This is a genomic window from Sulfuritalea hydrogenivorans sk43H (genome assembly GCF_000828635.1).
GTDB classification, from domain to species: Bacteria; Pseudomonadota; Gammaproteobacteria; order Burkholderiales; family Rhodocyclaceae; genus Sulfuritalea; species Sulfuritalea hydrogenivorans.
Genome location: NZ_AP012547.1, coordinates 3,124,843 through 3,140,204, shown reverse-complemented (window position 1 = coordinate 3,140,204; position 15,362 = coordinate 3,124,843). Strand labels below are relative to the sequence as shown.

General features: G+C 63.3%; 13 protein-coding genes and 1 tRNA gene. 11 read left to right on the top strand and 3 right to left on the bottom strand.

The genetic code is table 11. The features are described 5' to 3' along the window. Positions 1-1,404 carry an argininosuccinate lyase gene (gene argH, locus SUTH_RS14995; protein ID WP_041100377.1) on the bottom strand — a complete coding sequence of 468 codons (1,404 nt, stop codon included), beginning with the start codon at positions 1,402-1,404 and terminating at the stop codon, positions 1-3. Positions 1,405-1,473: 69 nt separating this feature from the next. Here argH and SUTH_RS14990 point away from each other — a divergent pair, with 69 nt between their 5' ends. The 10 genes from SUTH_RS14990 (at position 1,474) to SUTH_RS19140 (ending at position 9,497) form a co-directional block, all read left to right on the top strand. After that, positions 1,474-2,505, top strand: a complete 1,032-nt coding sequence (locus SUTH_RS14990; RefSeq protein WP_231851026.1) for a sensor histidine kinase — start codon at positions 1,474-1,476, stop codon at positions 2,503-2,505. Further along, positions 2,502-3,266, top strand: a complete 765-nt coding sequence (locus SUTH_RS14985; RefSeq protein ID WP_041100376.1) for a LytR/AlgR family response regulator transcription factor — start codon at positions 2,502-2,504, stop codon at positions 3,264-3,266. Before SUTH_RS14990 ends, SUTH_RS14985 begins: the two co-directional genes overlap by 4 nt. A 153-nt stretch (positions 3,267-3,419) precedes the next feature. Next, positions 3,420-4,349 carry a polyprenyl synthetase family protein gene (locus tag SUTH_RS14980; RefSeq protein ID WP_197539736.1) on the top strand — a complete coding sequence of 310 codons (930 nt, stop codon included), beginning with the start codon at positions 3,420-3,422 and terminating at the stop codon, positions 4,347-4,349. 86 nt (positions 4,350-4,435) lie between these two features. Then, positions 4,436-4,512: transfer RNA gene (locus SUTH_RS14975), tRNA-Pro, on the top strand. A 30-nt stretch (positions 4,513-4,542) separates the two neighbouring features. After that, positions 4,543-4,761 (top strand): PP0621 family protein, encoded by a 219-nt coding sequence (locus SUTH_RS14970; RefSeq protein WP_041100375.1) that lies wholly within the window; start codon positions 4,543-4,545, stop codon positions 4,759-4,761. Further along, a complete protein-coding gene (locus SUTH_RS14965; RefSeq protein WP_041100374.1) occupies positions 4,758-6,344 on the top strand; it encodes a sensor histidine kinase in 1,587 nt (528 codons plus the stop codon). Before SUTH_RS14970 ends, SUTH_RS14965 begins: the two co-directional genes overlap by 4 nt. Continuing rightward, a complete protein-coding gene (locus tag SUTH_RS14960; protein WP_041100373.1) occupies positions 6,335-7,705 on the top strand; it encodes a sigma-54-dependent transcriptional regulator in 1,371 nt (456 codons plus the stop codon). Before SUTH_RS14965 ends, SUTH_RS14960 begins: the two co-directional genes overlap by 10 nt. Positions 7,706-7,728: 23 nt before the next feature. Beyond that, complete coding sequence (ampD, locus tag SUTH_RS14955; RefSeq protein ID WP_041102417.1) at positions 7,729-8,259, top strand: 1,6-anhydro-N-acetylmuramyl-L-alanine amidase AmpD; 531 nt, start codon at positions 7,729-7,731, stop codon at positions 8,257-8,259. Positions 8,260-8,452: 193 nt separating this feature from the next. After that, positions 8,453-8,752, top strand: coding sequence for a hypothetical protein (locus tag SUTH_RS19460; RefSeq protein ID WP_148312950.1), 300 nt, complete (start codon positions 8,453-8,455; stop codon positions 8,750-8,752). Positions 8,753-8,873: 121 nt separating this feature from the next. After that, entirely contained in the window at positions 8,874-9,497 is a 624-nt protein-coding gene (locus SUTH_RS19140; protein ID WP_041100372.1) for a histone H1-like DNA-binding protein, read from the top strand. 207 nt (positions 9,498-9,704) lie between these two features. On the opposite strand, the gene SUTH_RS14945 is transcribed toward SUTH_RS19140, so the two are convergent. Both SUTH_RS14945 and SUTH_RS14940 read right to left on the bottom strand, forming a co-directional pair. Continuing rightward, on the bottom strand, positions 9,705-10,865 hold the full coding sequence (locus SUTH_RS14945) for a pyridoxal phosphate-dependent aminotransferase (RefSeq protein ID WP_041100371.1): 1,161 nt from the start codon (positions 10,863-10,865) through the stop codon (positions 9,705-9,707). An 82-nt stretch (positions 10,866-10,947) separates the two neighbouring features. Further along, positions 10,948-12,780, bottom strand: a complete 1,833-nt coding sequence (locus SUTH_RS14940; RefSeq protein ID WP_041100370.1) for a phosphoenolpyruvate carboxykinase (GTP) — start codon at positions 12,778-12,780, stop codon at positions 10,948-10,950. A 294-nt stretch (positions 12,781-13,074) separates the two neighbouring features. Between SUTH_RS14940 and SUTH_RS14935 the strand changes: the two genes are divergently transcribed. Then, on the top strand, positions 13,075-15,357 hold the full coding sequence (locus SUTH_RS14935; protein ID WP_041100369.1) for an NADP-dependent malic enzyme: 2,283 nt from the start codon (positions 13,075-13,077) through the stop codon (positions 15,355-15,357). Positions 15,358-15,362 lie beyond the last annotated feature (5 nt).

The window sequence follows — 15,362 nt, the reverse complement described above, 5'->3', positions numbered from 1 at the left end:
TCAGAGCCGCGTGCGGCAACGTGCGATGGCGGCACGCACCTGGGCCGGCGCGGTGCCACCGAGGTGATCGCGGGCGGCGAGCGAGCCGGCGACGGTCAGCACGGCGAAGGCATCCTCGCCGACCAGCGGCGAGAACGAGCGCAGTTCGTCGAGCGTCAATTCAGGCAGGTCGCAGCCGCGGGCTTCGCAGGCGCGCACGGCGCGCGCCACGGCTTCGTGGGCGTCGCGGAAGGGCAGTCCCTTCTTTACCAGATAGTCGGCGAGGTCGGTCGCGGTGGCGTAGCCCTGGCGCAGGGCGGCGGCCATGGCTTCCGGCTTGACTTTAATGCCGGGGACCAGGTCGGCGAAGATGCGCAAGGTGTCGCTCAGCGTGTCGGCGGTGTCGAACAGGGGTTCCTTGTCTTCCTGGTTGTCCTTGTTGTAGGCCAGCGGCTGGCCCTTCATGAGCGTCAGCAGGCCCATCAGGTGGCCGAAGACGCGGCCGGTCTTGCCGCGCGCCAGTTCGGGCACGTCGGGATTTTTCTTCTGCGGCATGATCGACGAGCCGGTGCAGAAGCGGTCGGCGAGATCGATGAAGCCGACGCGCGGGCTCATCCACAGAATCAGTTCTTCCGAAAAACGCGAGATGTGGGTCATCACCAGCGAGGCGGCGGCACAGAACTCGATGGCGAAGTCGCGGTCGGAAACGGCGTCCAGTGAATTCTCGCAGACGGACTCGAAACCGAGTTCGCGCGCCACGGCTTCGCGGTCGATCGGGAACGTGGTGCCGGCCAGTGCGGCGGCACCCAGCGGCAGGCGATTGACGCGACGGCGGCAGTCGGCGAAGCGCTCGCGGTCGCGGCGCAGCATTTCGAAATAGGCCAGCAGGTGGTGGCCGAAGGTGACGGGCTGCGCCACCTGCAGGTGCGTGAAGCCGGGCAGCGGAGTGTCGACGTGGGCTTCCGCCGTGTCGAGCAGGGCCTTCTGGAAATCGCGCAGCAGTCCATCGATGTCGTCGATGGTGTCGCGCAGCCAGAGCCGGATGTCGGTGGCGACCTGGTCGTTGCGCGAACGGCCGGTGTGCAGCCGCTTGCCGGCATCGCCGACCAGGGCCGTGAGTCGTTTCTCGATGTTGAGATGGACGTCTTCGTCGTCGAGATTCCAGTTGAAACCGCCGGCCTCGATCTCGCCGGTGATCGTCGCCATACCCTGCTCGATGGCGGCCAGGTCGGTTGCGGCGATGATGCCTTGCCGCGCCAGCATGCGCGCATGCGCCAGCGATGCCCGAATGTCCTGCCGCCACATGCGGCGATCGAAGAACACCGAAGCGGTATAGCGTTTGACGAGGTCGGAGACGGGCTCGGAAAAGCGTCCGGACCACGCGGTCGGGGCGGCGGGAGACGCTGGAGGTTTCGGTTCTGTCATAATCGGGCTGCCAGGTCAGTTGGCAAAAACAGGCAATAAAAACACTGGAAAATCAAAGGTGACGGGCAATTGAGCCAAGCGCGAAGTATAAGGGAAAACCCTCCGCTCACCGGTTTGCCGGACTTCCGCAACTTCGGCATCTGGTTGCGTGTCCTGCTTGCGGTGAATTTCGGGGCCCTGCTGGGAACCCTGGCCGCCAATCGCGAGTGGCGGTTTTTTGTCGCCGAATTTTTTGAGCTTGCCATCGTGGTCGAGCCGGTGATACTGGCCAGCCTGGCCCTGCTCAGCCTCCTGAGCAACTGGTTCGCGCGCCTGCCCAAATGGCTGGGCGTGGTTGCGGTTGTCATGCTGGTGCTGTTGGTGACAGCCGCCGTGCGCAGTTTCTTTGCCGAGCTGCATTTGATCGAGCCGGATGCGGGAGGCTTCAGCCGAACCTCCTTGTGGGCGGTGATTGGCGCCGCCTTGTTGCTTGGTGGATTCGAGATCGGCGGGCGTTCGCGTTCGCCCGCTCTGGCCGAGGCGCGTTTGCTGGCGCTGACCGCGCGCATCCGGCCGCATTTCCTGTTCAATGCGCTGAATGCCGTACTCGGGGTGATCCGCTCCGATCCGCGTCGGGCGGAGACGGCGCTGGAGGAACTGGCCGACCTGTTTCGCGTGCTGATGCGTGAAAATGCCGATCTGGTTCCGCTGTCGGAAGAAATCTTCGTGGCGCGGCAGTACATCAATCTCGAACGCTTGCGGCTGGGCGAGCGCGTGCGCGTGGTGTGGGACATGGCGGCCTGTCCGCCGGACCCGCTGGTGCCGCCGCTGATGCTCCAGCCCTTGCTGGAAAACGCGGTGTATCACGGCATCGAGCCGGCGACCGAACCGGGTGAAATCACCATCCGCTTCGAATGCAGGGGCTCCCGGCTGCGGGTCGAACTTTCCAATCCGATGTCCGCGGCGGAAAGCCACAAGCACGGCAACCAGATGGCCCTGACCAACATTCGAGAGCGGCTGATGCTGTTCTTTGATCTGGAAGCAACCATGACGACCGAGGTGAGCGGCGGCCGCTTTTGTGTTTCCATCGAGTTTCCCTACCGTCAGGCGGCTGAACGATGAGTGAAGCCTTGCGCCTTCTGCTGGTCGATGACGAGGCTCCGGCGCGTGCGCGTTTGCGCGACTTGCTGGGCGACATCGCCGCCGAGGTGCCGAGCACGGTGGTGGCCGAGGCCGCGGACGGCTTTGCCGCGCTGGAGCGGGCGCAGGCCGGTGACCTCGATGTGGCGCTGATCGATATTCGCATGCCCGGCATGGATGGCGTGGAGCTGGCCCGCCATCTGGCGCGGTTGCCGAGCACGCCGGCCGTGATCTTCGTCACCGCCTTCGACCAATATGCGGTGCAGGCCTTCGAACTGGCCGCGCTGGATTATCTGGTCAAGCCGGTACGCGCCACCCGTCTGGCCGATGCCTTGCGCAAGGCAAGGCGCCATGCCGACGATGCGGTTCGCCTCGAAAAGTCGGCGCTGGCGATACGGCAAAACCTGTCCTGCCTGGAGCGCGGCCGCATTCTTCTGGTGCCGGTCGCGGAAATTCTTTACCTGAAGGCGGAACAAAAATACGTCACTGCGCATACCGCGGGGCGCGAGTATCTTCTGGAGGAGTCGCTGGTCCATCTTGAGGCGGAGTTCAGCGAGCGCTTCCTGCGCATCCATCGCAACTGCCTGGTGGCGCGCGCCGTGGTTACAGGAGTGGAGCGGGCGGCTGACGAAGGCGACGGAGAGGCGCACTGGCAGGTGATCCTGGACGGAACCACGGAACGCCTGCCCGTCAGTCGTCGACAGTGGGCGCAGGTCAAGACCCTGCTCAAGCTTGCGGGGTAGTGAAGATTAGCGAAGTGCATGCGGAACATCGGGGCGCAGTTCCGCGCAGTTCCGTTGACGCAGGCAGACGCGCCGCCTAACATCGCTCCTTTGTCGCAACACTTGATATCCGTCGTGAATTTCACCAACTTGTATGCTTCGATAGACGCCGATATGCACGCGGTGGACGCTGTCGTCAGGGCGCGCCTGCATTCGGAAGTGGTACTGGTGCGCCAGGTCGCCGAGTACATCATTTCCGCCGGCGGCAAGCGCATGCGCCCCGCACTGGTGCTGCTTTCCGCGAATGCCTGCGGATATTCGGGAACCCGCCATCACGAACTGGCTGCGGTGGTCGAGTTCATCCATACCGCCACGCTGCTGCACGACGACGTGGTCGACGAGTCGTCGCTGCGGCGTGGCCGCGATACTGCAAACGCGGTGTTCGGCAATCCGGCCAGCGTGCTGGTCGGCGATTTCCTGTATTCCCGCGCATTCCAGATAATGGTCGGTGTCGGCAGCATGCGGGTGATGCAGGTGCTGGCGGATGCAACCAATGTCATCGCCGAGGGCGAAGTGCTGCAACTGATGAATTGCCGCAACGCAGACATCGAGGTGGATGACTACCTGCGGGTGATCCGTTACAAGACCGCCAAGCTGTTCGAGGCCGCCGGACGGCTCGGCGCCATTCTCGGCAACGCGGGCGCCGAGGTCGAAGAGGCGATGGCGGCCTACGGCACGCACATTGGCACCGCATTCCAGTTGATCGACGACGTGCTCGACTATTCGGGCAAGGAGGCGGAAACCGGCAAGCATCTCGGCGACGACCTGGCCGAAGGCAAGCCGACGCTGCCCCTGATTCACGTCATCCAGCACGGCAGCCCGCAGCAGGCCGCCCTGGTGCGCGGCGCCATCGAGAACGCCAGCAGCGACAGTTTCGCCGAAGTGCTGGCCGCGGTGCGTTCCAGCGGCGCGCTTGATGCGGCGCGCCGGCATGGCGTAGACGAAGCGGAGATGGCCAAGGCAGCATTGAAGCCGCTGCCGGATTCAAAGTTCAGGGAAACGCTGCTACAATTAGCAGACTTTGCGGTGCAACGAAGTTTTTGACCACCGCAATGTTTGCAAGGATGATCTCTCGGACTGAATTACCCGGTCTGTTCCCGCAATGTCCATCCTTGCCACCAACTTGCCATCGGGGCGTAGCTCAGCCTGGTAGAGTACTGCGTTCGGGACGCAGGAGTCGGAGGTTCGAATCCTCTCGCCCCGACCAGCTTCATACCGTTGCGGAGGACTGACCGCAGTGGCCAAGTTCCTCCTCTTCATTGTCGTGCTCGCCGTGATCTATGCGCTGGTGCGCGCGTCCAAGCGGCGCAGCAAGCCGCCACCGGCAGCGCCGCAGCCCGAAGCCATGGCGCAATGCACGCATTGCGGCGTGCATTTCCCCCGTGTTGAGTCTGTCAGCGAGGCCGGGCGCGATTACTGTTGCGAAGAGCATCGACGGCTGGGAGCCCGGTCTTGAGCGTATCGATTCCGGTGGCGGAGGAGTCCGACGCCATCGAATCCTTCTGGCGTTCGCTGCGTTTCTTCTCGATCTACCGCTTGTCGATTGCCCTGCTGTTCCTGGTGGCGGCACTGGTCTTTGGCGACACCATCAGTCTCGGCACGCAGGATGCCAGGCTGTTTGACAGGGTAGCCGCCGTCTATCTGCTGCTGGCGATTGCATTTCTTGTCGCATTGCTGCGCAGACCGCGCCATTTCAATCTTCAGCTTTCGGTGCAGGTGGCGGTCGACATCGCCGCCTTGACGCTGATGATGTTTGCCAGCGGCGGACAGAAGAGCGGAATCGCCATCCTGCTGCTGGTCGTGGTGGCGGGCGCCGCGCTGGTCGGGCAGGGGCGCATGACCTTGTTTTACGCCGCGCTGGCCACGGTGGCGATGCTCCTGGAGGAAAGCTGGCGCGCGCTGACCTGGGACGCAGACCCGGCGGACTTCGTGCGCACCGGGATCATCAGCATCGCCTTTTTCGGCACGGCGATCATCGCCCGGCTGCTGGCGCAGAAGGTGGTCGCCAACGAGACGCTGGCGCGGGAACGCGGGCGGGAACTCAACGACCAGTTGCGCATCAGCGAGCGGATCATCCGGGACATGGAAGACGGGGTACTGGTGGTGGACGGCGAGGGAAGGGTGCGCCAGCTCAACCCGCGTGCCGAAGCGCTGCTGGATGTGAAGGCGGCAGATGGCGCGGAACTGGCGAGGTTTTCCAGCGGGTTGGCCGAGCGTTACAGGACCTGGAGTGCCCAGCCCGTGGAAATGGTGGAAATGCTCCGGCAGGAAAGCGGGCGCCTGTTGCGGGTGCGCTATTTGCCCTCGGCCGAGTCCGGCGGACAGGCGCTGATCTACCTGGAAGACATGGAGCGCATTCAGTCCCAGGCGCAGCAGCTGAAGCTGGCTGCGCTCGGGCGGCTTACCGCCAACATGGCGCACGAAATTCGCAATCCCCTGGCGGCCATCAGCCACGCCGCGGAATTGCTGGTCGAGGAAGATACCGATCCCCTGCATCAACGCCTGGCCCGCATCATTCATGACAATACCCGCCGTTTGAACCGCCTCGTGACCGAGGTGCTGGAACTCGGGCGCCGCGACCGCGCGCAACCGGAAGTGTTGCGCTGGCAGGTATTCCTTTCAGGATTTCTTGAGGAACTGGCCCTGCACGATGCATCGGCGGCGATGAGGGTGCGAGTCGGCGAGGGAGATGTCGAGCTGCGTTTCGATCGGGGCCATTTGTATCGCGTGCTGTGGAACCTGCTGGGGAATGCGCTGCGTCATGCCAGCGCGGCGAATGGCGCGGTGAGATTGGAGGCGAGGACCGCCACCGCGGCAAATTGCGTGGAATTGCATATCATTGACGACGGCCCGGGGGTAGATGAGGCGCAACGCAATCAGGTATTCGAGCCCTTCTTTACAACTCACGGCGCGGGCACCGGCCTGGGGCTCTACATTGCACGCGAGTTGTGCGAAGCCAGCGGCGCCCGACTCGAACTGCTGGATGAGAAACCGGGCGCCCATTTCCGCATCACTGCCGAGGGAGTCGCATGTCACTGAAGAATGAACGCCGCCCCCGTTGTCGTGGCGAGGCCAAGCGGGTACTGGTGGTCGACGACGAGGCGGACATCCGCGAGTTGCTCGACCTGACGCTGGCGCGCATGGGGCTCCACGCGGACTGCGTCGGATCGCTCGCCGAGGCGCGCCGCATGCTGGTCGGTCAGCGCTACCAGTTATGCCTGACCGACATGCGCCTGCCCGATGGCGAGGGCCTGGAGCTGGTGCGTCACATTGCCGCCACCGTTGCCGACCTGCCGGTGGCGGTGATTACGGCGCATGGCAGCGCGGAGAACGCCGTATCCGCGCTCAAGGCCGGGGCCTTCGACTACATCGCCAAGCCCGTGTCGCTCGATCAGTTGCGCGGCATGGTCAAGTCGGCGCTCGAGTTGCCCAGCCCCGATTCGGATGGCGGCATCGGCGGCGAGTCCGGACTGCTTGGGCAGTCGACGGCAATCGGGCAAGTCCGCATGCTGATCGATCGCGTGGCACGCAGTCAGGCTCCGGTTCATATCTCGGGCGAGTCAGGGAGCGGCAAGGAGCTCGCGGCGCGACTGATCCACACCCTGGGCGCCCGCCGCGACCGCGCTTTTGTGCCGGTCAATTGCGGGGCGATCCCCGAGAACCTCATGGAAAGCGAGTTTTTCGGATATCGCAAGGGTGCATTCACCGGCGCCAGCGATGATCGTGAAGGCTTCTTTCATGTGGCCGATGGCGGCACCCTGTTTCTGGACGAGGTTGCGGAACTGCCCTTGACGATGCAGGTCAAGCTGTTGCGGGCGATTCAGGAAAAGCGGGTGCGCAAGGTGGGCGCCACCACCGAGGAGGCGGTCGATGTGCGGGTGATTTGCGCTACGCATCAGGATCTCAAGGTGCTGGTCGAGAAGGGGCGGTTCCGCCAGGATTTGTTCTACCGCCTCAATGTCATCGAGTTGCGAATGCCGGCCTTGAGGGAATGTCGCGAAGACATCCCGATGCTGGCGCAACACATTCTGGGCCGCCTGGCCCGGGCTGCCGACCTGGAGCCGCCGCTGCTGACCGCCCCGGCCCTTGAAGCTTTGCAGGGTTATCCCTTCCCGGGCAACGTGCGGGAACTTGAAAACGTGATGGAGCGCGCCCTGGCGCTGATGGCCGGCGACCGTATCGACGTGGTGGATCTCAATCTGGCGCCATCCCAATTGACTGGCGCCACCACCAGCGCAGTCGGCGGCTCCCTGCAGGATCACCTGGACCAGGTGGAGCGCCAGGCGATTCTCGATGCCCTCAAGCAGTCGAACAACAATCGCACTGCGGCTGCAAGGCTGCTGGGAGTCACCTTCCGCTCATTGCGCTACCGTATGGCGCGACTGGGAATGAACGAGTGAAGTCGGTGCAGGCGCCGGATGCGATGGACGATGAAGGATGGTTGTCCGGCGTACGGCGCGTGCCCTCGCCGAATTGCGACGAGCGGCCGGTCGATCAGCCGGTCAGCCTGATCGTCATCCACGCCATCAGCCTGCCGCCGAACGAATTCGACGGTCCGGGAATCATCCAGTTGTTTACCAACTGCCTCGATCCGGCGACTCATCCCTATTTCGGGGAGATACGGGACTTGCGGGTCTCGGCCCACTTTCTTGTCCGTCGCGACGGTGAGTTGATCCAGTTCGTTCCCTGCTCCCGCCGCGCCTGGCATGCAGGCGTTTCCAGCTGGCGAGGCCGGGAGCGCTGCAATGATTTCTCGATTGGCATCGAGCTCGAGGGTTGCGACCTGCTGCCGTTCGAGGATGCTCAATACATGACGCTCAACCGGCTGCTTGCCGAACTGAATCGGCGCTACCCGATTGCAGGCGTGGTCGGTCACAGCGACATCGCGCCCGGGCGAAAGACGGATCCGGGTCCATGCTTCGAATGGCATCGGGTGCGCGACGCAAGAACATGAGTGTCGCAAAGCTGCAACGATTATTTTTGCGTTTACATCAAAAAACTCTTGCAGTCAAAAAAATCAACCACTACAATTAGTGCCAGATCGTCGATGACCCACTAGATATAGTAGGTCGTTGTACGGAAGGGGCGAGGCAGGTCGCAGTGTCCCGATCATCACCGGCTTCATGACGCAAAGACGGGAGATCTGAATGCAGGAAGTTTTGGGCGAGTTTTACACCGACCGCAACGGGGTTGCCCAGCTGTCTTCTGTCGCCATGGTCACGCACCAGCGCCTGCATTCATCTCCCCGCAAGCCATTCACTCCGCAAATCCAGATGACTGTCCGCCGCGTCGATGCGCAGGGCGGACGTGCGTTCGCACGCGATCGGCATGATCGTGCCAAACGGCGCCAGACGGGCGTTGCGGGGGATTGTGGTCGACAGGATATGATGTTTGATTGTTTGTGCGTTTGTCATTCCGGGTTTCAAAACGAAGTGATAGGCGGATAAACGTGGGGAATTCGTCGCTTTCGATTGCATCGGAGCGTTGGATAATCCGTGCTAGCCCAGACGGGTTGCAGTAAAAAAGTAGTGGTGGTTCTTTCCTGTTAATTTGTTAAGGAGGTTCAACATGGCTGATACCAAGAAAGCCAAGAAGCCGGCCGCAAAGAAGGCTGCGGCTAAGCCCGCCGCTAAGAAGTCTGCGGCCCCGAAGAAGCCAGCCGCCAAAAAGCCGGCTGTAAAGAAGGCGGCTGCCAAGCCCGCTGCGAAGAAGCCCGCTGCCAAGAAACCGGCCGCGAAGAAGCCCGCCGCGAAGAAGGCTGTTGCCAAGAAGCCGGCTGCCAAGAAGCCTGCTGTAAAGAAGGCTGCACCGAAGAAAGTCGCTGCCAAGAAGCCGGCTGCGAAGAAGGTTGCCGCCAAGAAGCCTGCCGCGAAGAAGGCTGCACCGAAGAAGGCTGCTGCGAAGAAGCCCGCTGCCAAGAAACCGGCCGCGAAGAAGCCCGCCGCCAAGAAGCCTGCTGCGAAGAAGCCCGCTGCCAAGAAGCCGGCCGCGAAGAAGCCCGCCGCCAAGAAGCCTGCTGCGAAGCCTGCTGCAAAGCCGGCTGCAAAGAAGGCGGCACCGAAGAAGGCTGCAGCAAAGCCGGCCGCGAAGCCCGCTGCTGCTGCCGCACCTTCGACTGCAGCTGCACCCGGCATCAAGTCGTCGCTGAATCCTGCAGCGGCTTGGCCGTTTCCCACCGGTTCCCGTCCCTGACGGTAGCATCGGCCTGCGTTTAGTCCTGCGGGACTGATCGCGGCGCTCAGTGGATAGCAAGCGCGTGCTGTTAACTCGGCACGCGCTTTCTTTTATCGTTTTATCGACGGCGCGCGTCCCACCAAGGGATACCGTCCCGGCGGGACATAAAGCGCAATTCCCGGCAGGCAAGGCCTCGAGTTCCTTTGGCCGAGGACGGTATCCCCGCTATCGGGAACTCAGGAACGTCGCCATGCGGTCGAGACCTTCTTCGATCCGTCCCCGGCCGACCGTATAGGCAAAGCGCATGTGGCTTTGCGGTGCGTTGCTGCCGAAATCCAGCCCGGGGGTTGCGGCCACGCCGGCTTGTGTCAATAGCTGCTCGGCAAGCGTGAAGCTGTCCTCGGCCAGCCTGCTGCTGTTCGCATATACATAAAAGGCACCCTGCGGTTCGGCCGCAATCTCGAAGCCGAGGGTGCGCAATCCCGGCAGGAGAATGTCCCGCCGCGAGGAAAATTCCTGGCGGCGCGCTTCGAGAATGGCGGTGGTTTCGGGATGGAAGGCCGCCAGCGCGGCATGCTGGGCGACGGTCGACGGCGCGATATAGAGGTTCTGCGCCAGCTTCTCGATCTCTCGCACAAAGCGCTGCGGCGCGACCAGCCAGCCCAGCCGCCAACCTGTCATGCCGAAGTACTTCGAGAAGCTGTTGATCACGAATGCATCATCGCTGACGGACAGCGCGGATGTCGCATCAATGCCATACGTCAGTCCGTGATAGATCTCGTCGACCAGCAGGCTGCCGCCCCGCGTTGCGACGCCATTGGCCAGTGACGCCATGGTTTCCGGGTCAAGCAGGGCGCCGGTCGGATTGGCGGGTGAAGCCACCAGCAGTCCGCGTGTCCGGGGTGTCCAGGATTCAGCCAGTTGTGCTGCCGTCGGTTGGTAGTTCGATGCCGCTTCAACCGCGAGCGATACCGGCTTGCCTTCGAGCAAGCGCACAAAATGCCGGTTGCAGGGGTAGCCTGGATCGGGCAGCAGCCATTCGTCGCCGGGATTCACCAGCACGCCGAGTGCCAGCAGCAGTGCGCCGGACGCACCGGCGGTGACCACGATCCGTTCCGGCGGGATGTCGAGTCCGTGACGCGTGTGATAGAAGCCGCTGATCGCCTCGCGCAACCGGGGCAAACCCAGGGCGGCCGTGTAATGGACGTGTCCGCCCGAGAGAAAGCGCTGGGCTGCTTCAAGAATGGGAGCGGCGGTTGCAAAGTCGGGTTCGCCGACCTCCAGGTGCGTGATCGTCCGTCCTTGATCCTCAAGGGCCTGTGCCTGTGCCATTAGCTCCATGACATGAAATGGAGCGATTTGCGCCATGCGGGCAGCGATGTTCATTCCGTTCTCCAAAAGCAAACGGCCGTCTTGCGCGAGGCAGGACGGCCGTTGCGGGTTTTCGCCGTGGTCCCAGCGCCGACTGTCAGTCCACCATCGCCAGTTCGAACAGTTCGCGCTTCAGTGTCAGCGAGCGCGGCATGCGGCTCTTGAGCTTCTCGAACCACTCGGCGTGCAACTTGAGTTCTTCGCGCCAGGCATTGGTATCGACCGCGGTCAGATGTTCGAATTGCGCCTTGGAAACTTCCTCGCTGCCGCTCCAGTCGAGGTCTTCGAAGCGCGGCATCCAGCCGAGCGCGGTTTGCCGGGCATCGGCCTTGCCGGAACAGCGGCCGACGACCCACTTCAGCACGCGCATGTTTTCGCCGAAGCCGGGCCACATGAAATTACCCTCTGCGTCCTGACGGAACCAGTTAACAGTGAAGATGCGCGGCGCGTGCTCGATCTGATGGCCGATACGCAGCCAGTGGTTGAAGTAGTCGCCCATGTGGTAGCCACAGAAGGGCAGCATGGCAAACGGGTCGCGACGCACGATGCCCTGCGCGCCGGCTGCGGCAGCCGTGGTTTCGGAACCGAGCGTGGCGGCCATGTAGACGCCGTAGTTCCAGTTGAAGGCTTCGAATACCAGCGGCACCGTCGTGGAGCGGCGGCCGCCGAAAATGAAGGCCGAGATCGGCACGCCGGCGGGGTTTTCCCAGTCGGCGTCAATTGACGGACACTGGCGGGCGGGTGCGGTGAAACGGGAATTTGGGTGGGCCGCCTTGCGCCCGGTTTCCTTGGCAATCTGCGGCGTCCAGTCCTGACCCTGCCAGTCGATGCAATGAGCGGGAGCTTCCTTGCTCATGCCCTCCCACCAGACGTCGCCGTCATCGGTCAGGGCGACGTTGGTAAAAATGACGTTTTCCTTCAAGGTCGCCATTGCATTGAAATTGGTCTTTTCGTTGGTGCCCGGGGCAACGCCGAAAAAGCCGGCTTCCGGGTTGATGGCATAGAGACGCCCATCCTTGCCGGGCTTGATCCAGGCGATGTCGTCGCCGACGGTAGTCACCTTCCAGCCGCCGAGGCTCTCGGGCGGAATCAGCATGGCGAAGTTGGTCTTGCCGCAGGCGGAGGGGAAGGCACCCGCAACGTAGCGCTTTTCCCCTTCGGGTGATTCGACGCCCAGAATCAGCATGTGTTCGGCCAGCCAGCCCTCGTCGCGAGCCATGGTCGAGGCGATCCGCAGGGCGAAGCACTTCTTGCCCAGCAGCGCGTTGCCGCCGTAGCCGGAACCGAACGACCAGATCTCGCGGGTCTCGGGGAAATGGCAGATGTACTTGGTCTTGTTGCACGGCCATTTGACATCGGCCTGGCCGGCTTCCAGCGGGTGGCCAACGCTGTGCAGGCAGGGGACGAAGACGCCGTCGCTGCCAAGCTGATCGAGCACCGCGCGACCCATGCGCGTCATGATGCGCATGTTGACCACGACGTAAGGACTATCGGAAAGTTCGATGCCGATATGGGCGATCAGCGAGCCGATGGGACCCATCGAGAACGGGACCACGTACATGGTGCGCCCGCGCATGCAACCCTTGAACAGGCCGCGCAGGGTGTCTTTCATCTTGTGCGGATGTTCCCAGTTGTTGTTGGGGCCGGCATCTTCCGGGTCCGAGGTGCAGACGTAAGTTCGGTCCTCGACGCGGGCGACGTCCGAAGGATCGGACAGGGCAAGGTAGGAATTCTTGCGCTTCGCCGGGTTGAGCTTGATCATGCTGCCGGCCTCGACCATCTGGGCACAAAGCCGATCGGCTTCTTCCTGTGAGCCGTCGGCCCAGACGATGTCCTTCGGCTCGGTGAGCGCCGCGACCTCGGCCACCCAGGCGATCAGCCTGGCGTGTTTGACATGGGCGGGGGCTGTGAATTGTTTGGGCTGGTTCATGACGCGATAATCTCCACTCTGATTTTGAATTCGCGCCGGTCGGCCGGGGATCCGGAAGTCAGGATCGGAGCGGCGTTCGGCAGTCCGCGACGGGGACGGTGTGGCCCGGGCCACGGATTTTGATAAACAATAATTATCCCACAATCAACTGCCGCACGCGCCGGGCGGCCGTCGGCAACGCCCTGCTTGCCGCACTCAGGGGGAATTGCGCAGGGAAACAGGTGGTTTGCCGCAAAGTCGGCGCTGGGGACACGGCGATACAATTGGGGTCAAAGCAAAAAGGAGAAACCATTCATGGATGAACGCATTCGCGCCGCGGCGCTGGAATATCACCGCAGCCCCAAACCCGGCAAGATTGCCGTTACCCCGACCAAGGCCCTGACCAACCAGGCCGACCTGTCGCTGGCCTATTCGCCGGGCGTTGCCGCCGCCTGCGACGAAATCGTGCGCGATCCATCGACGGCGGCGCTGTACACCTCGCGCGCCAACCTGGTCGCCGTCATCACCAATGGCACGGCCGTATTGGGGCTGGGCAACATCGGCCCCCTGGCCGGCAAGCCGGTGATGGAAGGCAAGGGTGTGCTGTTCAAGAAGTTTGCCGGCATCGACGTCTTCGACATCGAGGTGGCCGAGAACGATCCGGACAAGCTGGTCGACATCATCGCTTCGCTGGAGCCGACCTTCGGCGGCATCAACCTGGAAGACATCAAGGCGCCCGAGTGCTTCTACGTCGAGGCCAAGCTGCGCGAGCGGATGAAGATCCCGGTCTTCCACGACGACCAGCACGGCACGGCGATCATCGCCAGCGCCGCCGTGCTCAACGGCATGCGCGTGGTCGGCAAGGACATTGCCCAGGTCAAGCTGGTCTGTTCCGGTGCCGGCGCGGCGGCGATCGCCTGCCTCGATCTGCTGGTCAGCCTTGGTCTCGATCCGAAGAATGTTGTCGCAGTCGATAGCAAGGGCGTGATCCACACCGGACGCGAGGGCCTTGATGCCTCCAAGGCGCGCTACGCGCAGGCAACCGACGCACGCACGCTGGGCGATGCGATGCCCGGCGCCGACATTTTCCTCGGCTTGTCCACGGCCGGCGTCCTCAAGCCGGAAATGGTCAAGACCATGGCGCGCGATCCACTGATTCTCGCGATGGCCAACCCGGACCCGGAAATCCGTCCCGAAGAGGCCAAGGCCGTGCGCCCCGACGCCATCATCGGTACCGGGCGTTCGGATTATCCGAACCAGGTCAACAATGTGCTGTGCTTCCCGTTCATGTTCAGGGGCGCGCTCGATGTCGGCGCGACGACCATCAATGAAGCAATGAAAGTCGCCGCGGTGCGGGCGATCGCGGAACTGGCGCACGCCGAGCAGTCGGAGGTGGTGACGGCCGCCTATGGCACGGAGGAACTCTCCTTCGGCCCCGAGTACCTGATCCCGAAGCCCTTCGATCCACGGCTCATCATCAAGGTGGCGCCGGCGGTGGCGCAAGCGGCGATGGACTCCGGCGTCGCCACGCGGCCGATCGCCGACATGGAGGCCTATGCCCAGCAACTGAACGATTTCGTCTATTCGACCGGGCTGCTGATGCGCCCCGTGTTTTCCGCCGCCAAGAAGAAACCGGCGCGCGTGGTCTTCGCCGAAGGCGAGGACGAACGGGTCCTGCGCGCCGCGCAGGCCGTCTGCGACGAGGGCCTGGCGCGACCGATCCTGATCGGCCGCCCGGAGGTGGTCGAGCAGCGCATCGCCCGCTACGGGCTGCGCATCCGTCCGGGCGACCACTTCGAACTGGTCAATCCCGACTCCGATCCACGCTACAAGGAACTGTGGCAGGACTACTACGAGCTGACCTGTCGCAAGGGGGTCGGCATCGAATATGCCAAGCGCGAAATGCGGCGGCGCACGACGCTGATCGGCGCCATGCTGGTACGGCACAACTATGCCGATGCGCTGCTGTGTGGCACCTTCGGCAAGCACTCGCTGCACCTGCGCTACATCGCCGACGTGATCGGGCTGAAGCCGGGCATCGAGAATTTCTACGCCATGAACCTGCTGATCCTGCCCAAGCGCACGTTGTTCATCGGCGATACCTACGTGAATTACGATCCAAGCGCGGAACAGATCGCCGAGTTTGCCCGGCTGGGGGCGGAGGAGGTTCGCCGCTTCGGCCTGGCGCCTCGCGCGGCGCTGCTTTCGCACTCCAACTTCGGCGCCGAGGACACACCGACGTCCATCAAGATGCGCCGCGCCCTGGAGATACTGCGCGAAGTCGCGCCCGAACTCGAGGTGGATGGCGAAATGCATGGCGACACCGCGCTGTCCGACGACATCCGGCGCCAGGTATTCCCCAATTCGACCTTGAAGGGCCAGGCCAACCTGCTGATCATGCCGACCCTGGACGCCGCCAATATCGCCTTCAACCTGATCAAGACTTCCGCGGGTGACGGACTGACGGTGGGTCCCATGCTGCTCGGCGCCGCGCGCCCGGTGCATATCCTGACGCCGACCGCAACCGTGCGGCGCATCGTCAATGTGACCGCCCTGCTTTCGGTCGAAGCGCAGCAACAGGCCAGGAGCGGCAGTTGATTCGC